This is a genomic window from Paraclostridium bifermentans (assembly GCF_964259345.1).
In the GTDB taxonomy this organism is placed as follows: domain Bacteria; phylum Bacillota; class Clostridia; order Peptostreptococcales; family Peptostreptococcaceae; genus Paraclostridium; species Paraclostridium bifermentans_B.
In genome coordinates, this window is the sequence record NZ_CAXVJR010000001.1 from 79,500 (window position 1) to 99,005 (window position 19,506).

23 protein-coding genes are annotated in these 19,506 nt (G+C 25.9%); 7 read left to right on the plus strand and 16 right to left on the minus strand.

Annotated features, from left to right (window positions below):
* Positions 1 to 42: 42 nt before the first annotated feature.
* From ACEXNK_RS00440 to ACEXNK_RS00450, 3 genes are all read right to left on the minus strand, one after another.
* Complete coding sequence (locus tag ACEXNK_RS00440) at positions 43 to 501, minus strand: GNAT family N-acetyltransferase (protein ID WP_373600258.1); 459 nt, start codon at positions 499 to 501, stop codon at positions 43 to 45.
* 209 nt (positions 502 to 710) lie between these two features.
* A complete protein-coding gene (locus ACEXNK_RS00445) occupies positions 711 to 1,115 on the minus strand; it encodes a GNAT family N-acetyltransferase (protein WP_373600257.1) in 405 nt (134 codons plus the stop codon).
* A gap of 51 nt (positions 1,116 to 1,166) precedes the next feature.
* Positions 1,167 to 1,808: a class I SAM-dependent methyltransferase gene (locus ACEXNK_RS00450; protein WP_373600256.1), complete on the minus strand. Its 642-nt coding sequence runs from the start codon at positions 1,806 to 1,808 to the stop codon at positions 1,167 to 1,169.
* Between the two features lie 270 nt (positions 1,809 to 2,078).
* On the opposite strand from ACEXNK_RS00450, the gene ACEXNK_RS00455 reads away from it, so the two are divergent.
* Positions 2,079 to 2,555, plus strand: coding sequence for a DUF2975 domain-containing protein (locus ACEXNK_RS00455; protein ID WP_373600255.1), 477 nt, complete (start codon positions 2,079 to 2,081; stop codon positions 2,553 to 2,555).
* A 102-nt stretch (positions 2,556 to 2,657) separates the two neighbouring features.
* On the opposite strand, the gene ACEXNK_RS00460 is transcribed toward ACEXNK_RS00455, so the two are convergent.
* The 4 genes from ACEXNK_RS00460 to ACEXNK_RS00475 form a co-directional block, all read right to left on the minus strand.
* The gene (locus ACEXNK_RS00460; RefSeq protein ID WP_373600254.1) at positions 2,658 to 3,098 is read right to left on the minus strand and encodes a hypothetical protein; all 441 of its coding nucleotides are present in this window, start codon (positions 3,096 to 3,098) and stop codon (positions 2,658 to 2,660) included.
* Positions 3,099 to 3,231: 133 nt separating this feature from the next.
* Complete coding sequence (locus tag ACEXNK_RS00465) at positions 3,232 to 3,615, minus strand: hypothetical protein (protein WP_373601517.1); 384 nt, start codon at positions 3,613 to 3,615, stop codon at positions 3,232 to 3,234.
* A 42-nt stretch (positions 3,616 to 3,657) separates the two neighbouring features.
* Complete coding sequence (locus ACEXNK_RS00470; protein WP_373600252.1) at positions 3,658 to 3,909, minus strand: HDOD domain-containing protein; 252 nt, start codon at positions 3,907 to 3,909, stop codon at positions 3,658 to 3,660.
* 87 nt (positions 3,910 to 3,996) lie between these two features.
* Positions 3,997 to 5,328, minus strand: a complete 1,332-nt coding sequence (locus ACEXNK_RS00475; protein ID WP_373600251.1) for a S41 family peptidase — start codon at positions 5,326 to 5,328, stop codon at positions 3,997 to 3,999.
* A 220-nt stretch (positions 5,329 to 5,548) separates the two neighbouring features.
* On the opposite strand from ACEXNK_RS00475, the gene ACEXNK_RS00480 reads away from it, so the two are divergent.
* Positions 5,549 to 5,863 (plus strand): hypothetical protein, encoded by a 315-nt coding sequence (locus ACEXNK_RS00480; RefSeq protein WP_373600250.1) that lies wholly within the window; start codon positions 5,549 to 5,551, stop codon positions 5,861 to 5,863.
* Positions 5,864 to 5,962: 99 nt separating this feature from the next.
* Here the strand turns inward: ACEXNK_RS00480 and ACEXNK_RS00485 are convergent, their stop codons facing one another.
* Positions 5,963 to 6,511, minus strand: a complete 549-nt coding sequence (locus tag ACEXNK_RS00485; protein ID WP_373600249.1) for a GNAT family N-acetyltransferase — start codon at positions 6,509 to 6,511, stop codon at positions 5,963 to 5,965.
* A gap of 31 nt (positions 6,512 to 6,542) precedes the next feature.
* Positions 6,543 to 6,875 (minus strand): inorganic diphosphatase, encoded by a 333-nt coding sequence (locus tag ACEXNK_RS00490; protein WP_373600248.1) that lies wholly within the window; start codon positions 6,873 to 6,875, stop codon positions 6,543 to 6,545.
* 679 nt (positions 6,876 to 7,554) lie between these two features.
* On the opposite strand from ACEXNK_RS00490, the gene ACEXNK_RS00495 reads away from it, so the two are divergent.
* From ACEXNK_RS00495 to ACEXNK_RS00505, 3 genes are all read left to right on the plus strand, one after another.
* Positions 7,555 to 7,815, plus strand: a complete 261-nt coding sequence (locus ACEXNK_RS00495; RefSeq protein ID WP_373600246.1) for a hypothetical protein — start codon at positions 7,555 to 7,557, stop codon at positions 7,813 to 7,815.
* Between the two features lie 67 nt (positions 7,816 to 7,882).
* Positions 7,883 to 8,722, plus strand: coding sequence for a YwqG family protein (locus ACEXNK_RS00500; RefSeq protein WP_373600245.1), 840 nt, complete (start codon positions 7,883 to 7,885; stop codon positions 8,720 to 8,722).
* 136 nt (positions 8,723 to 8,858) lie between these two features.
* Positions 8,859 to 9,281 (plus strand): DUF4829 domain-containing protein, encoded by a 423-nt coding sequence (locus tag ACEXNK_RS00505; RefSeq protein ID WP_373600244.1) that lies wholly within the window; start codon positions 8,859 to 8,861, stop codon positions 9,279 to 9,281.
* Positions 9,282 to 9,369: 88 nt separating this feature from the next.
* Here the strand turns inward: ACEXNK_RS00505 and ACEXNK_RS00510 are convergent, their stop codons facing one another.
* Positions 9,370 to 10,242: a DUF2268 domain-containing putative Zn-dependent protease gene (locus ACEXNK_RS00510; RefSeq protein WP_373600243.1), complete on the minus strand. Its 873-nt coding sequence runs from the start codon at positions 10,240 to 10,242 to the stop codon at positions 9,370 to 9,372.
* Between the two features lie 297 nt (positions 10,243 to 10,539).
* Between ACEXNK_RS00510 and ACEXNK_RS00515 the strand changes: the two genes are divergently transcribed.
* Positions 10,540 to 10,935 (plus strand): (deoxy)nucleoside triphosphate pyrophosphohydrolase, encoded by a 396-nt coding sequence (locus tag ACEXNK_RS00515; RefSeq protein ID WP_373600242.1) that lies wholly within the window; start codon positions 10,540 to 10,542, stop codon positions 10,933 to 10,935.
* A 54-nt stretch (positions 10,936 to 10,989) separates the two neighbouring features.
* Here the strand turns inward: ACEXNK_RS00515 and ACEXNK_RS00520 are convergent, their stop codons facing one another.
* Entirely contained in the window at positions 10,990 to 12,171 is a 1,182-nt protein-coding gene (locus ACEXNK_RS00520) for a S41 family peptidase (protein WP_373600241.1), read from the minus strand.
* 126 nt (positions 12,172 to 12,297) lie between these two features.
* Here ACEXNK_RS00520 and ACEXNK_RS00525 point away from each other — a divergent pair, with 126 nt between their 5' ends.
* Positions 12,298 to 12,618 (plus strand): hypothetical protein, encoded by a 321-nt coding sequence (locus tag ACEXNK_RS00525; protein WP_373600240.1) that lies wholly within the window; start codon positions 12,298 to 12,300, stop codon positions 12,616 to 12,618.
* Positions 12,619 to 12,732: 114 nt separating this feature from the next.
* On the opposite strand, the gene ACEXNK_RS00530 is transcribed toward ACEXNK_RS00525, so the two are convergent.
* From ACEXNK_RS00530 to ACEXNK_RS00550, 5 genes are all read right to left on the minus strand, one after another.
* Positions 12,733 to 15,270, minus strand: a complete 2,538-nt coding sequence (locus tag ACEXNK_RS00530; RefSeq protein ID WP_373600239.1) for an ABC transporter permease — start codon at positions 15,268 to 15,270, stop codon at positions 12,733 to 12,735.
* Between the two features lie 11 nt (positions 15,271 to 15,281).
* Complete coding sequence (locus tag ACEXNK_RS00535; protein WP_373600238.1) at positions 15,282 to 15,941, minus strand: ABC transporter ATP-binding protein; 660 nt, start codon at positions 15,939 to 15,941, stop codon at positions 15,282 to 15,284.
* Positions 15,942 to 16,080: 139 nt separating this feature from the next.
* Positions 16,081 to 17,391, minus strand: coding sequence for a GHKL domain-containing protein (locus tag ACEXNK_RS00540; RefSeq protein WP_373601518.1), 1,311 nt, complete (start codon positions 17,389 to 17,391; stop codon positions 16,081 to 16,083).
* A 47-nt stretch (positions 17,392 to 17,438) separates the two neighbouring features.
* On the minus strand, positions 17,439 to 18,149 hold the full coding sequence (locus ACEXNK_RS00545) for a LytR/AlgR family response regulator transcription factor (RefSeq protein WP_373601519.1): 711 nt from the start codon (positions 18,147 to 18,149) through the stop codon (positions 17,439 to 17,441).
* 21 nt (positions 18,150 to 18,170) lie between these two features.
* Positions 18,171 to 19,454 carry a B12-binding domain-containing radical SAM protein gene (locus tag ACEXNK_RS00550; RefSeq protein ID WP_373600235.1) on the minus strand — a complete coding sequence of 428 codons (1,284 nt, stop codon included), beginning with the start codon at positions 19,452 to 19,454 and terminating at the stop codon, positions 18,171 to 18,173.
* Positions 19,455 to 19,506: the final 52 nt, after the last annotated feature.

Below are 19,506 nucleotides of genomic sequence, written 5' to 3' on the forward strand. Positions count from 1 at the left end.
AATTTTAAGACTTTTTATAAATAAATATAAAATAATAAAAATTTATTTAGCTAAATCTGTTGCATAGATACGAGATTCATCTCCCCAAGGGTGATACCCCGTACCTATGTGATTGAAATCATAGTGCTCGTAATACCCTATATGGTCAGTACATAAATATAGTTTATCAAAGCCAGCATTGAGTGCGTCTTTCTTTGCTTCATCAAGCAATATACTTCCGTAAGAGTTTCCACGATATTTTTCTTCAATGTATAATGCACACACCCAGGGATATAAGTCCATTCTACTGATAAAATCATTAGTAATTAAACCTGTACACCCAACAATTTCATCATTGTTGAAAAGCAAATACCACTGAGGAAGTGGTCTATTTGATGTTATGCAGTTATTGATGCAATCTTCATATACTTTTAGGCTATCTTTACTTGCCCATTTTTCTTGAAAATATTTTATTGCAATAGAAGCATATTCAGGTTGTTTTTTAATAGATATAATATTCATTTTTTCTCACCCCTATTATATAAATTTCTAATTTAAGTATAGCAGAGTTGAAACTTATTAATAAATTACTATTCCCTAAAAACACACTTAAAGATATCTAGTAAAAATGTCCTTTAAATCCATTTATTTGGATTGTAAGGACATAATTTATATTATCTACATACATAGCATTTTTTCACATATCAAGCTTTTAATATTTTAGCTAAAACTTATCTAATGTAACATACCATGTGTTTATCTGCTATTTTTTTAAAGTTAAAAGATTGATAAAACTTATTGTCTACTTTGTCTTCTATATCAGTTATAACTATAAAGCTTCTTATATCTTCATATTTTTTCATTATAGTCTTAAAAAGATATGTTCCAATACCTTGCTGTTGATAATCAGGATCAACAATTAAATCTTGAACTAACAACATATGCTCTCCATCTCCAACACATCTAATAAATCCAATTAATTTATCATTATCAAAAGCCCCTAGTGTATATAAGGAGTTATCAAAAGCTCTTATTAGTTTTGCATCATCGGTTAAATAAGCAATCCAATCTTCTTTTTTATAAATTCTTTTTACTTCTTCAATACTTGATGAATCTATTTTTTCATATGTAAACATAAAATCCCACTCCCCTTCTTAATATATTATATCAGATAAAAATACACTATTTTACTTTCTACCTAAATACTCTATTATGTGATGATAATGATTGCCTATCTCTTTATCTATATCAAGTATCATACCTGTATTTAAGGAGATAGTTTCTAAGTCTTTAAACAATTCTAAAACCTCATCTGAATCAGTGTAGTAATATCTATAACAGTTATGTTCTTGTAAATACAACGTATTTTTTTCATCACAAGATTTATCTAAGTTTTTTATATAGTAATCGTCTAATATAGAAAATGCAGCAAAATAAACTACTCCATTAGGTTTTAATCCTTTTTTTATCTTTGAAATAATTAAATCTATTTCATCTTTTTTAAAGAAATTTAACACCCAAGAAACTATTATTAAAGAGTATTCATTTTCAACTATATCAAAATCTCTAATATCTATAACACTAGCTTTTACATCTAAATTTAGTGTTTTAGCTTTAGCCAAATAATTACTTATATTTTTATCTGAAATGTCTATTGCTTCTACATCAAACCCTAACTCTGATAAAAATAATGAGTTTCTGCCGCATCCTACTCCTAAATCTAATATCTTTCCTTTTTCAATAAAGTCAATGTACTCTATAAGTTTATGTTCTGGTTCATCTCCATAACGTTCTTTTATAGATCTATATAAATCAAACCAATTACTCATAAAATTCACCCTTTCTCCAATCATATTTACTTATAAGTTCCATATTTATAATAAATCTCCTTTTATTTCAGTACCCTCTAGATTTTTTAATTATTTATGTAAAACATTATATTTTAAAGTAATTTTATATTAATCAATTAACTTAATGTGTTTTTTGTAGAATAATGTTTTTCATTCATAATATATCAATAAATTATATTTTTTTATTGATAAACGATATATAACCTGCTAATATTATATTAAATCGATATTAAAAGGGGTGCAATTTAGATGTCAAATAGTTTAACAAAAAGGGTTTTATCTACTTCATTAGCTATATTAGCATTTATGTTAGGTACGATGCTTATAGTCGGTATTTTTATTTTTATTCCATATGTTTTAGAAAATATAAAAGATATTAAAAGCTTATCTTTTGCAATAAGTTTATTAATTTTATTAAGTTCCTATTTAGCACTTACTATTTTGTTACTTAATATAGTTAGCCATTCAAAAGTTAGTATATTTGTAAATGAAACAGTGAAAAATTTTAAATTAATGGGAGTTATACTGTTATTAGATTTAATAGTTGAGTATATTTCAACTATAATTATAGGTGTAAGAGGAATGAGGTTTATTGATTTAGCACCAGGCATTTTTATTACTCCTAGTATGGCAATCTATTTCATATCTAGTCTTATATGTTTTGTTATAGCAGATTCCTTTACAAGTGCCATAAAAATTAAAAATGATAATGACTTAACTATATAAGTCATATAATAATATTCATTAAGCATAGTTTCCTTAAGCGTAAAAAATAGTATCTTAGTAATTTATAATCTCTATTACTAAGATACTATTTTTTTATAACTCTTACTTAAATCCAAAATCAATGCCTACAGTTTTCTTTAAGTCATATTCATCAATACCATTACCATCTTCTTTATATGGATGCATATATCTTACTTCAAAGTTCAATCCATCTACTGCATATGTAACTTTCGTTACTCCAACTTCACTTTCATAGCTTCTCTCAATTTCTTTTATTCCTTCTGGCAATGTTTGTTTTACATATTCTAATGCTTCTTCAATCGTACGATTTGTAGGGTTTTCTTCACTACTGTAAGATGCTCTCATCATTTTAAGCTTTAAATCTTCTACATCTATTTTTTCATTTTGAGAGTCATCTAATTGATTATCAACAATTTCATTTTCTGATTTTTGTAATTTATTATTGTTATCTTTATTACTACATCCGAACATAAATAAAGATAAACAAATTAAACAACCTAAACTTATTACCCTTAACTTCATAAAAAATGTACTCCCTTATGTAAATATACTTAATTATACCATTTAATTCCTTAAAAATCTTACTATTACAGGTATCTTTTAGCATATTATACGTATTTGTACAAAATTTCACTTAGAATTTAACTTGTAATTTCTATAGTGGTACCTCTATTAATGTAGTCTCCTTTACATTCGGAAGAATATCATATATAGAACAATTCATTTGTTGTTCAAAGTATTTTTTTATTTCAAATGTCGTATTCCAGCGTTCCACAGTAAATGGAAATGCACCATAACGTCTTGTTGTATTTACAAACCTCTTTTCTAAGATACAAAAGCCTTGATCATCTGCAATTGAATCACAAAGAATTATCAGTCTATCGTAATCGTCATAAGTTATATTATTTAAATATTTCCTTACAAATTCACTTTCTTCGTAGTTCATATCATTTTTGCCTATTTGTTTATCAAAATCAGGAACAGGATATGAATGTGTCAAACAAATTCTAGCTACTTCATACCACCCTTTTTCCATCATAAATTTATATCCATCAATTATATGTTTTCTTCCACTTACACCTCATCGTCTTCCTATATCATGAAGAAGTCCTAGTACATATGCTTTATCTGGATTAATATTTATGCATTTTTCAGCGATTATTTTGGCTGCTAATCCCACATTAATAGAATGCTGTGTCCATGGCCCTTTATTTAATTGTCCTGCTATTTCTAATTCCTTTTCAGCTATTTCTATACTTGGATACATATTTACCTTTTCAGTTTTGAAATCAACATCTCCATGTATAGTTCCTAAAATACCTACAGTATCCATATCTATCCCCTCACCTAAAATTAAACTTAATACTTTACTATTTCTATTGGTTATTTAAATCACCTTTATATAGTTCATTATTATTAACTATTTGTTATTTCCATCTAAGTCTTTTATATACTCATAGCAAGTATCTACTCCATTTATATAATCTTCATAAGTTTGAATTACTTCAAAATCAGGTACAACTCCACCAATATGGTCTTTGTCATATATACTTTCTTTAAAAGAGTGATATATATTTAATCCTGAATTAGGTAATACTATACTTTGATTATGGGTACTAAAAAGATTAACATTACCCCCAGTAGTTTCGCCTACTACGTTAGCATCTAGCTTACTTTGTAGCTCCCATGCCAAGGTAACAGATGCTGAACCAGATTGTTTACCAGTTATTACATATATATCTTCGCCCTTTAAATCAGTTCGAATTTTGAACATCTCCATCATGGCATTACGTATATTAACATCTCCTCCTCCATTTTCCCTTAAATCTATAATAAACTTACTATAGTCGTGTTTATTAATTACATCTATAAGTCTTTCTTGAACTTCTCTAAAGTCGGGAATCAGCTCACCTATTTCATTATCTTTAAAAATAGAGTAATTAGTTCCAAATGAATTATATCTAAAATATAAAATATTATCTTCTTCAAAGTTTTTATACCAATAGTAAGGATTTTCAATGCCTTCAATTATGTTAGTTTTCATTTCTTTTTTATGTGGAGATATATAGTTTATTTTATTTTTTTCTACTGCCTTTAAATTTAGAATTATTTCTTCGCCATTATCATTTTCAAATGTAAATTCAGCATTTGTGCTATCTATTACGTTAAAAAATTTTAAAACATCATAAGAATTTATAAAGAACTTAGCATAAGCTAATGAGCATTGGTTATTTTTATAATCACCTGGAATCAATGTTGCTACATCATTTAGTATTGTATTAATATCTATATTGTTTATAGCTACTAACCTTGATCCTAGAATTTTTTGATAATTTGATCCACACTCTACTATTCTAAATCCATCATTAAAATAGTCACCTTTTATAGGAAATTCAACTATGGTTTCTGGATTTAACTTTTTTTCATCAATTGGTTTTAATAAATCTATTGGATGAATAAAAGTATGTGCATCTCCTACTGTATTTACAATTTGTGATATTCGTAAAATTATGTCTGTGTCTGAAAGGTTATCTACATCTTTTTTAAGACTTTCTATACTTTTATTCCATTCCTCTTCTGATATATATTTAAATATGTTTGGGTGTTCTTCTTTTAATTCTTTATCTAAAGTTTGTATGTCTTCTAGCCACTGCTCATTACTCAGTACTCTCTTTTCAGTTAATGACAAGCTACATCCTGATAAAAGTATAATTGTTAGTAAAAAAATAATTATATATCTTCTTTTTTTCATAGGCATTTCCCCTTAACATAAATTTACTTACTAGTTTTCATTCTCTATTTCCATAAAAATAACTACTACAATTATATTTAATATATTGATAAACTATCTCCAATTAATAATCATTTTTTATATCTTGTAAATATTTATTAAAAATCTGGTTATAATTCAAATAAAAGCATTATGTAAGACTTTAAGTCTTACTTTTAATTTATCTAGATAGGGTGATACAATGACAAAATTTATAAAGGAATTAGCTTTAGTGATATGTGTATTTTCACTTTCAGTGGGTGTGTTTAAAATAGCTAGTTTTGATTTTTCAACCTTAGAAGGTAATGAATCTCCAATTATAGACGATGGAGATAGTTTTGATGAGGCTCAACAGATACTAAAAGAATATGGATATAATCTAAAGGAAGTTATTGATATTGGAGAAATCCAAGATACTATGCCTGATTTAAAAACCTACAATTATGAAGGTGAAAATGGAATTATATCTTTTAGTACAGATAATACATACCTTTACAGCGTAAACTATTATGAATAGTTACTAAAGCTTAATAAGTATTAAAGATAATGACTGTATCTTAATGTATATAATCTATTAATTCTATACATTAAGATACAGTCATTGTTTATTCTATAATTACTTATTTATTTGATCTAAATAATCCTCTTTTGAAATATTGTAATAAACTGTAGTTACTTCTTTATTGTCTAAAGCTGTAAGTGTTGTATCTTTCTCAAATTTATATTTAAACCCACACTTTTCAATTACCCTTTTAGATTTATTATTAAAATCAAAATGACTACACCATATTAAATCTAAATTCATTTCATTAAAACCATACTCAATTAAAGCTTTTACTGCTTCAGGAACATATTCATTTCCCCAGTATTTTGGATTTAATACATATCCAATATCTTTTTGTTTTAAATGCTTTAAATTTTCCTCTGTCTTTCTATCATGCAATCCAATTCCACCTATTACTTTAGCTTCTGACTTTAGAACAATTGCATAAGTATCATTATTTTTTATAAATATATGTATTATGTCTTTACTTTCTTCTTCAGATTTATGAGGTTTCCACCCTGCATTAGGTCCTACTAATTCGCTTTTTGCATATTCATATAAATCTTTACTATCGCTAAGTTTCCATGGTCTTATTTCTAGTCTATCCGTAGTTATATGCATTATCTCACTCCCCCTTTTAAATTTACTTATTTTAATACATTTTAATATTTGACTTAAAAAATCTCTCTTGAAATTCTACCAATGCTTTTACTTGTTCTTTATTGTACTTATTTAGTTCCTTACATACAACGAGTTTATCCTCATTATCATTTTCTCGTTTTATAATGGCAATTACATATCCTTCATACGTGTTTACAGGAACAAACTCTCCAATAATATAAGCATCTATTTCTTCATTATCTCCTGATATAGTGTTTGGTATATATCCATAGTTTATAGGATATATAAGATTATGATTTGGATGCTTAGAGCCTAATGGTCTATCAATTTTAACATTTACAATTTTTCCTAGATATTTTTCCATTATAAATCCCCTTTTCTTTTATTGTAATGTACTTATAGATAAAACTCTATCTAATAAACTATACTTACTGAATATTATTGTTGATATATCTACTCAAAGTTAATACCATATAGTATATATATTATTTTATAGATAGGTGGTATTTATTATCTCAAATGAAGAAAAGCGAACTAAAATGAAAACTAAACAAGAGTATCATTTTGTTGCAACAACATTTTTATTGATATCAATATTACTCGCAGTTTCAGGAATAGGAGAAATCGTCTGTAAAAATATCAGTTAGTAAATAAATATAAGGATATAGTCTTCATATCATAAAAAGTAAGTACGTAATTGTTATATAATGCGTACTACAGATTATTTATATTAGGAGATGTTAAATTGAGCGAAAAAAAGGTTATGGTAAGAAACAATTACTGCTGGTTTTAGAAGTTGCAAAAAACATAAAAATCCCAAAAGTAATGATTATCTGCGATAAAGACAATATTGCTTCAAGCTATACTGCAATAAGTTGCGGTGGTATATTATCAGACGAAAATTTCTATGAAGGTAAAGAACAACAAATCTATTGGATTAGTCTCTACTAATAATACTACTATACAGTAATCCCCCCCCCCTTTATTGAAGTTTTAATTTTAATCGTATATAATTACCATATAATGTCTAAGGGGGTATTATTTTGAAAGAATTTTTTTCAATTAAAAGTTCCAATAAAATAAATATATTTTCTATTATAGGTTTATTAATCCTTATATACAGTGTTTTTAATTCATATGCTGGAATTCCTCTTTTAGGACTTTTAGTTATGTATATTCCTGATGTTTATGTATCAATTATAAATTTTAAAGAATCTAGAGAAATAAATATAATATTATTTGGTTATGCTACTGCTCTTTTAATAATATTTTTAACTTTTTTATTTGATTTTTTTATTCATTAATTAAGATTTAAACTTCTCATATTATGGTATAAGTAAAATATTACATAATTTAAGGAAGGTGAATTTAATGAATGAATTAGAATCAAGTAAAATAAAAGATATTATAGCTAGTGTTATGCAAAATAATCAAAAAGAATCAATACATATAAAACTATTAGATGAGATACCTTCACTATTTGATAGTAAGTTTGGTGGTATCCCATATATCCCAAAAGATACTGGATGTCCTACAAATCAAGAAGGTGAACAGTTAAAACTTTTAGCTCAGATAAATTTATCTGAACTAAAAGAAAATGGTATATTACCTGATAAAGGTATTTTACAATTTTTTATATATCCTGATGATTTATATGGAGTAGATTTTGATAATCCTACTAAACAAGATGGTTTTAAGGTAGTTTATTATGATGATATAGATACTTCTGTAACTCTTTCAGATGTAGAACCTAAAATTATAAATTACAATATAGATGGATATAATTACTTATTCCCTCTTACAGGACAATGTAAATTAGATTTTAAATACGGATATGAGCCTATTTCTATAGGAGATTATTCTTTTGAAAGTAAATTTATTGAAGAATATAATGCTAATTTCCCAGATGCTAGAATAAATGATTTGTATGATGATTTAGGAGATGATGTATTCGATATTATAGACAAAGAAAAAGGTACTACAGACTGTGGTCATAAGATTGGTGGATATCCATTCTTTACACAACAAGACCCTAGATCATGTATGGATTATGATGAATTTGATACTTTATTACTTCAAATAGATACTGATTCTGCTAAAGAATTTGAAATCATGTGGGGAGATAGTGGAGTTTGTAACTTCTTTATAAATTCTGAGGATTTAAAAAATCTAGACTTTAGCAATGTTTTATACAATTGGGATTGTTGTTAATCTTATATAATATAGTTTCAATAATTAGATGATTGTGCTAGTTTATCGTATAAATTGGTGCAATCATTTTATTTTCGAGGAAATATTTGGTATAATCTCTACTAAGTTCAATAAACAATACAAAGGAGATATACATATGAAAAGATTTCTATTTATTTTTAGCATAATTGTAATAACTTTTTCTTTAGTTGCTTGTGAGAAAACCAATAATGTTAACGTTTCTATCGAAAAATCTGAAAGTTTTAGTGAAGAAGAAATAAATAATGCAGTTGAAACAGTTAAAACTCACTTCAAAAGTTTTAATGGATGTACACTTACTGATATATGGTATGATGAATCTGATTCTAATAAATTAGTTGATGATTATCTAAAATATGGTGGTGGTTTAGAAAATAACTCTACTATTGAAAATTCAATAGGACTAAGGTCTAACTTTGATGTAGGTTCTTCAGGTGGAGATGGAAGTCTTGAACCTAATTCAACATATACGGATTGGACCTGGGTTCTTATAAGAGATAATAAAAATTCAAATTGGAAAGTTCAAGAATCTGGTTATTAGTTTTTGAGTCCATAATCTTAAAAGTACCTCTTCAGTTTGAAGGGGTACTTTTAATAAAATAACTAATTATGTATTTACTAAATCCATTTTATGAATTATATAGTATTAAATATTCTTCTAGTATCTTATCCGCTGAAAGATTAGTTAATTGTTTAAGGGAATACTTCTTAGTACTATGTACTTTTTGAATAATCCTAAAACCTATAAAATATCCGCTGTATAGTGGTTTATCTGCTAACATATCTTCAGCTGTATATGCAAAATACTTTCTCATCATATCAAAATTTAATATCTCATCTATTTGTTCTAAAACCTCTTTTTCTAATAACTTTTCTTGCTTAATAAGAGTTTCTATATTCTTTGCTGGAATACCTATCACCTTGGATAAGTCCTCTGTATTATCTTCTAACTCTAATAATCTAAAAGGTGTAAATACCCCTAAGCCTTCTGATATTAATCTTTCTTTAAAACTATTCATTTGTTCTATATTAAAATCATTATCCTTATTTAAATCTAAGTCCCTTATAAAATGATTTATCTCATGTAAAACCAAAAACTTTAAATCTTCTATATTTTTAATAGTTTCAATGCCAAAATAAACAACTATCCCCCCCTCTACAGGCAATACACAAGCTCCAATATTATCTATCTCACAACCTATATATAAAGTAAGTTCATTTTTACTACCAAAGTAATCTAAACCTGTTTCAACCAGTTTAATTATTTCCTCTATGCATCCTTTTTTTGCATTTTCTTTAGCCTTTATATATATTGCTTTAAAGTTTACGCTTTCTATTACAGGTTTTAAATCCTCTAAATCTAGCATATATAAACCTTTTAATATCCCTGAAAATAAAGCTTCGTACTTTGATACATAATTTTTCCATGCTTCAAAGTTACCTTGTATATCACTTTCTATACACAACTGTTCATAATCATCTAACATATTAATTACCCTCATAAATTCCCCCTTCTTAGTATCTAAGTTTATATCTATTATCTTAATAAAACCTATTTCTTAACTTTAATTTATCATAATTATGATTATTTTCTTTTTAATATATTATTATATATACATAGATTTCATTTTATATTAATTAAAGTTAATAATAATTTACTATTTAAAAGTTGCATAATCCTTTTATTTTTCAAGAAATATTTGATATAATCTCTACTAGGTATAAATTATATAAATACTTATAAAAGCTACTATATTAAATTTAAATAATAACTTAATATATAACACGAGGTGATATAAATGAAAAAAACTGTAAAAGTTGTTGGCGCTATTATAGAAAATGAATATGGCGAGATATTATGTGCTTTAAGGTCTCCTAAGATGATACTTCCAAATAAATGGGAATTTCCTGGTGGAAAAGTTGAAAAAGGTGAATCACTACAAGCTGCTATTGAACGTGAAATACTTGAAGAACTAGATTGTACTATCGAGGCTGGAGAAATTTTTAATACTACTACTCATGAGTATGATAATATTATCGTCAACCTTACTTGTATAAAGTGTAAAATTATAGACGGACTTCCTATGTCTAATGAACATTCTGAGCTTATATGGTTTAGAAGAGAAAATCTAGATTCTTTAAAGTGGGCTAATGCTGATATACCTGCGGTTAATAAGTTAATAAATGAAAAATAAAAATCCTCTACTTAAAGAGGATTTTTATTTTTCTATTCTATTTAGGTTAACCTACTATTGTTTAATTTTTTCAAGTTCTAATACTTTATTAATGCACTCATCTAATGTAACTGTACCATCTGGTGAATCACTTTCAATAACTATATCGGGGGTAGTTTTTTCTTCTTCATTACATATTCCACTGTCAGTCAAATACATGTTTGATGACATTCTAACAATAAGTCCACTATTGTCTAACTTAAATAGCACAGGATCATATATGTATCCATCTCCCGAAGTCTTAGACCCAACTATAGTGGCAAAGTTCTGTTCTTTGCAGAATATAGAAAAAGACTCTGCTCCCGAAAATACCATATCGTCAACTAATAAATATATCTTTCCTTTAAATGGAGTTTTACTTTTGCCTTCAATTCTATTTTCATTATATTCAAAATGAGTAAACATGCTCCTAACTTCTTTTGGTGCATTCTTTAATATATCTTCTGGTAGCATGCTAATATCATTAAGCTCTACCCCTCTAGCTTTAGTATAATTATTAATAATATCTGATTTATTTCTAAATAATCTATATCCTCCACATTTATAATATTTATCTGTAAGTAATGAAACTAGCTTAATCCAGTATTCATCACTCCCTCCTGTATTTCCTCTTATATTAATAACCAAAGATTTATAATCTTTGATTTTCTTCAAATACGATTCAATCCTTTTCATATCATCATCAATACTTCCATTTGCTGAATTCATTTGAGGAATATACATATATCCAATTTCTCCCTTTACTAAATCCTTTAACTCTATATCATTATAAGTTTCCTGACTATATACTCTTGACTCATTTAAAGAACTATACATATTATTTACATCTTCATCATCTAGAAAATCGTACCATTCAAGTGGTTCATAGAGTTTTTTTATATCCTCAAACCCGGTCTTACTATTAATTACTTGAGTATGTCCATTATGCAAATCCATTAATATAGCATTTAACTTATCAGCAAAATCTTGATCTGAAGATGTATTTTTAATAATAGCTTCATAATGCTCTTTATTAGCTAACCAATCTTCTTTATTTTGCCTTTTATTAACTTCTAAAAAAGGATATCCTTTTTTAACTTCGTTGTACATTTGTTCAAAATCTGCTAACTTTTCTTCCTCTGTCAAAGTACTAACCCCTGAGCATCCAACGGTCATTATGCTTATAATTAAAATCATTATTACATTTTTAAACTTCACAAAAATCCCTCCAACAGTAAATATCAGCTTACATAAGCTTCGTCTAATAGACATGATTAATTTTTATAACTATAATATAAGTATAGTATAAGTGTATTTGTTATATATAAATAAGGGGTCTTTATAATGAAAAAAAGTAAAAATTTAATTATTTTAGTAATAATTTTGTTAATAGTTACAATATGCATTTTTAAAATAGTAAATATTATGTTCAACTCTTCAACTTTAGAAGATAGTCATTCTCCTGTTATAGAAAGTGGAGATAGGCTTAGTGATGCTGAAAAAATATTAAAAGATTATGGATATACTCTAAAGAGTATTTATGATGATGAGGAAGAAGATCCTAATGCTCCCGATATAAAAACCTATAATTATGAAAGCAAGAATGGACTAATTTCCATTAGTACCCATAATGATTATGTTCAGATTGTTAAATATTATGAGTAATAAAATAATTAAAAAGGACTATGAATTTCAATTCACAGTCCTTTAAGTACATAATTATCGTTCTTCAATTTTATTTAAGAATACACAATTTAATTTACATCCTTGTACTCTATTCTAGTCTAAAGTTTTTATCATTTCTATAAAATTATCACTTTGACTTTTCTTAACAACTCTTAAATTGGTTAATATTGTGATAAATGTCAAACTTAATAATATTACAAACATAGCTATTATAAATTTAATATTTATCAAACTTATATTTTCAAAGTCTTTTATTATAATACTTCTTACTATAAGTGTAGGAACTAACGAAACAATAAAACTAACAACTATATATATCAAAACTTCTAGCTTCACAATCTTATTAATTTCATTCTTACCTATTCCAATACCTCTAAACAATGCAAACTCCCTATTTCTACTATTTATATTAGTCACAATAGTATTTAAAATATTAAATACAGATAATATAACTATAACAGAAATAACCATCACCATAATTAGTAACTTTTGATTATCACTTTTTTCAATATCTTGTGATTCCATTTTATATGGAATTAATACTCCCTTTCCATATTTAGGTATATTATTATCTAGTATCTTATTTAATTCACTTTCCACATATTCATCATCAGCAAGCTTACTTGTCCATATGTCAAATCTTTCATAAGTATCAATTCCCGTAAACTTATTCATTTGATTTACAGACATAACTCCACCAAAACTAGTACTAGCTGCTTGTGAAGTAAGGGGGATGATCTCTATTATACCTGCTATAGTAAAATTTTTTGATATACTCCCTTTATAATTTCCTGTTTTATCATCTTTTATATTAAGATGAACTTTTATTTTATCTCCTTTTTTCAACTTAAGTGTATCACTTGAATACTTATCTATATAAATATATGGCTTATTATTTATTTTATCTAAGTTTTCACGTCCATCTATTATAAACTCATCCAACATAGAGCCATCTTCTATACCCATAACTTCAAAACCAGCTCTATACGCTTTTTTACCCTCAGTATACTTTATAGCCTCAGCATTCATTTCAATATTATCCTTTGATTCTTTCCAATAACTTGAATTTTTATCTATTTTATTTATATCAATATCAATATCTAAGTTCTTAAGCCTTGTTGCATTTACTTCTTTTATACCCTCTATATTTTTTATATCATTTAATACCTTTTTATCATAAGCTTTTTTATTATCATTTGCAGAGTTCATATCTATATTATGTAATAAGTAATCTCCTGGTATCCACCATCTTAACCCTCCATCAGTTAAAAAGTTACTGGTAGCTTTAGTATAAACTGTAGCTAATAAGAAAAATACTATAGTCATAGATGCAAGCATAATTCTTGTACGCTTTTTATTTCTTTGAATGTTTTTAGATGCTATGTTTCCATAATCACCAAAAAACTTCTTCATAAACTTACTTACAATTGAATTTTGATTTATAACTATCTTTTCATCACTTCTTTTTATACAAGTCATAGGGTCTACTTTATAACTCATTATTATTGGCTTTATAACCGATATAATTATAGTTATACTACTTAATAATATAGTAAATATATATGCACTTAGGTAACTATCACTTTTAATAATGTTTACATAATTAACATTATAAATTACTCCTATAACATAGCTTCTACATAAATTTGATATAATATATCCTAAAATAAGTCCTATGGGTATACTTATAATTGAATACATCAAAACTTCTAAAGTCATTATTTTACCTATATCTTTTGGAATAAACCCAATTGCTCTTAATATTCCAAAGTCCTTTGTTCTACTAGTTACAAGTATATAAAAGATGTTGTAGATTAATAGTATTGTAGCTAAAGCAAGTACCATATTAGTTATCATATATGGAATTTTTAAACTCATACTATCTGCTATAGCATTAACTATAACTTTATTTACCCATATATTATCTTTATTTAAGTTACAGTCTTCTATAAGTTTATTTACTTGCTTTTCTATATTTCTTTCTTTTTTGAAAGTAAACATAACTTGATCAACTTTATTTTTAATCGGTATATTATTTATAGCACATTCTTTACTTATTGCACCTATACTAACACCCTGTGCTTTTAAAATTGAATTACTTTTTAATATTCCAACTATCTTAAATTCTTTTTTACCTTTGTATAAAACATTTTCACCATCTCTAGTATATCTTGAATAATCTAATACTACAGTTTTTCCTATTGGATTCTTTATTTTCTTTTGTTTTATATACCAAGTATCTAAAGCTATTTCATTTTCTTTAGTTGGCATTTTTCCTTCTTCTAATCTATACGAATTGTTAATTTTCATTGCTACTTTATCATCATATACAATTTGTAAAGTCTGTCCTTTATCTACATCAGCTATTCCAAGCAACATATCTGTTCCAACTTCATCTATACTATTATGATTTTTAATATTTTCTATATCTTTATAGTTTGCTTCACAATATGAACCATTTTGTGATCCTAATTCTTTTTTAGCTTGATCTATGACTATATTTCTAGCATCCTCACTTATTATATTCATAACTAAAAACAAAGTCGTTGAAAGTATTATACTTATAATTATTAATATTGTATTTTTCTTATTTGCAAATATGTATTTTTTTACTAAATCATTTAATCTCATAACTTCACCTACTATCTAAGATATCCATCTTCAATTTTTATAACTCTGTCTGCATAGCTTAAAATGTCTTTATTATGAGTTATCATGACAATGGTTTGATTGTACTTTTTCTGAGATTCTTTTAATAAATTTAGTACCTCAGCTTCAGTTTTTGTATCTAGATTTCCAGTAGGCTCATCTGCAAATATTATTGATGGTTTATTTACAAGTGCTCTTGCTATTGCTACTCTTTGTTGTTGCCCTCCCGATAGTTGATTTGGTAGATGTGTTTTCCTATTTTTTATATTAAGTAGTTCCATCAATTCATATATGTATTTATCATCTTTATTGTTAGTGTTTATCGTCGGAAGTTTTATATTTTCTTCAACGGTTAAAACAGGTATTAAGTTATAGGATTGAAATATTAGTCCTATTTTTTCTTTTCTAAGAAGTGCCCTTTTACTTTCATCCAGTGAAGATATGTTTATATTTTCTATCACTACATCTCCACTACTTGCTGTTTCTAGACCTGCCATTATATGTAGTAGTGTACTTTTACCACTTCCACTTTTTCCTACTATAGCTACAAACTCTCCTTTGCTTATTTCTAAACTAATATTATTCAAGGCATTTACTTTAGTTTCTGCTTTTCCATATACCTTAGTTAAATTTTTCACTTCTAAAATACTCATATCTCTAACTCCTTTATTAATTATTTACAATAAAAAAATACTACCTCCTAAGCATTTAAATAGTTTTTATCTATTTACTATGCTTAAAAGATAGCATTTTGAAATTTTCACATCAATATTATTAATACAAGTGGGTATTTTAGGAACATAAGTGGGATTTATTTTTAACAATAGGTATATATATACATATTATAAATTCATTATCAGTATAATCTATTTCTACATTTCCATCGTATTTTTCAACCGAACTTTTTATACTGCTTATCCCAATTCCATGTAACAATTTATTGCATTTATCAGTTATTATTGATGTTTTGTTTGTACTAATTTTATTCATTTTACTATTCTCACATTTTATAAAGTATAAACTGTTAACAATAGTCCCTTTTAATTTTATATATTTTTGTTTATCATCATTTATTTTCTCACAAGCTTCAATTGCATTATCTAACATATTAGAAAATATACTACAAACATCAGCTATATCAATAAACTCACACTTTTTAAAATTAACATCCACAAGTAATTTTATTCCTAGTTTATCACAAGTACCTTTTTTATCACTAAGTATTATATCTAAAATCATGTTACCAGTATTAAATATATTATCATACTTAGCTAATTGTTTATTTATATTTTCTATGTAATCATTACTTCCATACATATTTTCAATACAAATCATGTGATTTTTCATATCATGATATAACTTTCTAATGTCTTCTTGAGATTTTTGCATATTAGCATAATAACTATACTGCATATCAATATTTTTCTTTACTGCTTCATTTTGTAATATAATTTCTCTATCATTTATTATACGACTTATAAGGTTTATAGAATAAATATTTAAAAGAATAACTATGCAAGTTAAAACCGTTGTAAATATATCTAAACTTAAGAAGAGTATCTCGTATGCTTCCATATAAAAAATAGCAATTATGAGCAATATGTATAATATATTTCCACTTAATAACACTCCTATATATCTCAATTCTTTTCTTGTAACATTATATCGTAGCTTAATAAATTTGATTATTGGTATTAAAGATATCATAATTAATTTGGAGAAAATTCCACTTTGTAGATTTATAAATTCACTATACATATTAAAGTAAAAAGTATTAATTGTCATTACTCCTCCATTTCTGGATATATAGTTTAATATGAAAGATATTCCTTTTTCACTGATTAAGTTTATACATAAATATATCATACAAATTAACGTGGTTTTTAATAAGTTTACTTCATAGTTATAATACGCAAAGGCAATTAAAATCACTACATACATAATTGAATTTAATATACTATTTTTTATTAAAAAGTTAACTAAAATACTACTAAAAATACAAGTTAAAAGTGATATATTAAAAACAGTTTTATTTCTTTTATTTGCATATAGCTCATTTAATATAGTTTTTATAACAATTATTTCTACAATTGTAAGAAGCATAGATGTTACTATCCAAAATTCCCTACCTTTAAATAAAAAATCAAAATCTAGCACACGACTGATGCCAATACTTTCGTTAATTTTGTTTTTAAATTACTAATTCTATGTTTACTAACAGGAATTTCTTCATCATTTATAGTAACCATATCTTTTTTTATAAATTCTATATGCTTCATGTTAATCAAGTAACTTTTATGACATCTAAAAAAGTCATATATCAAAAGATCTTTTTCTAAGTTTTTTATTCTTCCCTTAGTGTAATAAGTTTTATTTTTAGTATGAATTGTTATGTCATTTTTAATAACTTCTATATAAGTTATATCTTTTATAACTATGTTTTCTATTAACCCTTTACTTTCTATAACTAAAAAGTTTTCTTTCTTTTTTATAATATCATATACACAACTTAATAAATTTTCTTTCAAACCTTCGTAGCTTACAGGTTTTATAAGATATCTATAAGCTCTTACCGTATAGCCTTCTTGTATGTATCCTATATATGAAGTTATAAATATTATTTCACAATTATTGTTTGTTTCCCTAATTTTTTTTGCCAAATCCATTCCATTTATTTCATTCATCTGTATGTCTAAAAAGAATATATCAATATTATCTACTTGTGCTTTTAAAAATTCTTCTCCCGAACTAAAAGTATAAATTTCTACTTCACTACATATTTCATTTAAAATATTTGTGATATTATTTTTTAAGTTCTGTCTTTGTAAATCATCATCTTCGCAAATTACAACCCTATACAAAATCCTCACTCCTTGTATGTATTAAACATTCTTTCTTATAGATACCTTATAACCTAAATTGACTATCAAATTATAAATTATATTTGCTTTTGACTTTTTAATTCTTGTACATATTGATTTTAATGAATAAAAGTTTCTTCTAAACCACATATATCCTTCAAATAATTCTTCTGAACTCATATTTTTAGGTTTAAAAGCTACTCTCGTTTTTCCATTATAATACGACCAATCGGTTGTTAATAATCTACCTTCTTCTTTTAACTGATAATATAGTGGCGTTTTAGGCAATGGCGTTAATATACTAACTGTAACTCCGTCTATACCTAAGTAATTACACATATCCAAAGTATGTTTAAAAACATCCTTTTTATCAGTATCAAATCCAAAAATTATACCTGCTTGAATACAAATACCATGTTTATGTACAGAGTCAATTAACTCTTTATATTTATCTACATTATTTAATCCCTTATTTACACTTTCTAGAGTTTTCTTAGAAAAGGATTCTAATCCAACAAAAAAATAAATACACCCTGCTTTTTTAGCAAGTTTTAATAATTCTTTATCTTTTAACCTTTCTAAAGTAACTTGAGCAGCCCATTTTTTGTTTAACTTACTTAACTCTTTTAATAACTCTTTCGAATATTCTATATCTCCAAAAAAATTATCATCCCAGAAAACGAAAAATTTACTTTTTATGCTCTTAATATCTTTTATAACTTCATCTATCGGTCTTTTTCTAAATGAATCTTGATATATTTGCTTTAAATTGCAATATGAACAACTATAGGGACACCCTCTTGTCGCAAAAACTGCTCCTTTTGTAAATTTTCTTCCTTTTATTAAATCTCGTCTTGGTATAGGTATGTTTTCTAAAGTGGGAGTATTTATACATCTATATTCACGCTCATGCACTCCATTGTAAAAATCATTTAGGAATTGTTTCCAACTATCTTCAGCTTCACCTATAATTACTACATCACAGTGATTTTTTACTTCTTCTGGTAAAAGTGTTGCATGTGGCCCTCCAAATACAACTTGGCTTCCTTTATCTCTAAAAGTTTTTGAAATATTATAGCAGTGCGGTGCATTTGAAGTGTTTACTGTAATTACTACTACATCATAAAATTTTTGAAAAGGAATTTTTTGATTGTATTCATCTACCAACGTGATATTATATTTACTTTCATCAATAAATGCTGCTAGATAAGGCATTGTTATCTGTATAAAATTATTTGCTTGCCTTTTTCTAAATCTGTTAATCTCCCTATTTTCTGGTGTTATCATTAATATGCTTTTTCTCATTATTTCTCCCTATTTACATTTTTTTCCAAATTAATCTTATCATAATGTATAT

Excerpts from the sequence above, each read along its gene's own strand:
- ACEXNK_RS00550 (WP_373600235.1), bottom strand. The coding sequence starts at position 19,454 with ATGAGAAAAAGCATATTAATGATAACACCAGAAAATAGGGAGATTAAC.
- ACEXNK_RS00530 (WP_373600239.1), bottom strand. The coding sequence starts at position 15,270 with ATGAGATTAAATGATTTAGTAAAAAAATACATATTTGCAAATAAGAAA.
- ACEXNK_RS00470 (WP_373600252.1), bottom strand. The coding sequence starts at position 3,909 with ATGGATACTGTAGGTATTTTAGGAACTATACATGGAGATGTTGATTTC.
- ACEXNK_RS00445 (WP_373600257.1), bottom strand. The coding sequence starts at position 1,115 with ATGTTTACATATGAAAAAATAGATTCATCAAGTATTGAAGAAGTAAAA.
- ACEXNK_RS00485 (WP_373600249.1), bottom strand. The coding sequence starts at position 6,511 with ATGCATATAACTACGGATAGACTAGAAATAAGACCATGGAAACTTAGC.
- ACEXNK_RS00515 (WP_373600242.1), top strand. The coding sequence starts at position 10,540 with ATGAAAAAAACTGTAAAAGTTGTTGGCGCTATTATAGAAAATGAATAT.
- ACEXNK_RS00535 (WP_373600238.1), bottom strand. The coding sequence starts at position 15,941 with ATGAGTATTTTAGAAGTGAAAAATTTAACTAAGGTATATGGAAAAGCA.
- ACEXNK_RS00490 (WP_373600248.1), bottom strand. The coding sequence starts at position 6,875 with ATGGAAAAATATCTAGGAAAAATTGTAAATGTTAAAATTGATAGACCA.
- ACEXNK_RS00460 (WP_373600254.1), bottom strand. The coding sequence starts at position 3,098 with ATGAAGTTAAGGGTAATAAGTTTAGGTTGTTTAATTTGTTTATCTTTA.
- ACEXNK_RS00450 (WP_373600256.1), bottom strand. The coding sequence starts at position 1,808 with ATGAGTAATTGGTTTGATTTATATAGATCTATAAAAGAACGTTATGGA.
- ACEXNK_RS00525 (WP_373600240.1), top strand. The coding sequence starts at position 12,298 with ATGAAAAAAAGTAAAAATTTAATTATTTTAGTAATAATTTTGTTAATA.
- ACEXNK_RS00505 (WP_373600244.1), top strand. The coding sequence starts at position 8,859 with ATGAAAAGATTTCTATTTATTTTTAGCATAATTGTAATAACTTTTTCT.
- ACEXNK_RS00440 (WP_373600258.1), bottom strand. The coding sequence starts at position 501 with ATGAATATTATATCTATTAAAAAACAACCTGAATATGCTTCTATTGCA.
- ACEXNK_RS00480 (WP_373600250.1), top strand. The coding sequence starts at position 5,549 with ATGACAAAATTTATAAAGGAATTAGCTTTAGTGATATGTGTATTTTCA.
- ACEXNK_RS00465 (WP_373601517.1), bottom strand. The coding sequence starts at position 3,615 with ATGATGGAAAAAGGGTGGTATGAAGTAGCTAGAATTTGTTTGACACAT.
- ACEXNK_RS00510 (WP_373600243.1), bottom strand. The coding sequence starts at position 10,242 with ATGAGGGTAATTAATATGTTAGATGATTATGAACAGTTGTGTATAGAA.
- ACEXNK_RS00475 (WP_373600251.1), bottom strand. The coding sequence starts at position 5,328 with ATGAAAAAAAGAAGATATATAATTATTTTTTTACTAACAATTATACTT.
- ACEXNK_RS00455 (WP_373600255.1), top strand. The coding sequence starts at position 2,079 with ATGTCAAATAGTTTAACAAAAAGGGTTTTATCTACTTCATTAGCTATA.
- ACEXNK_RS00540 (WP_373601518.1), bottom strand. The coding sequence starts at position 17,391 with ATGCTTCTTACAATTGTAGAAATAATTGTTATAAAAACTATATTAAAT.
- ACEXNK_RS00500 (WP_373600245.1), top strand. The coding sequence starts at position 7,883 with ATGAATGAATTAGAATCAAGTAAAATAAAAGATATTATAGCTAGTGTT.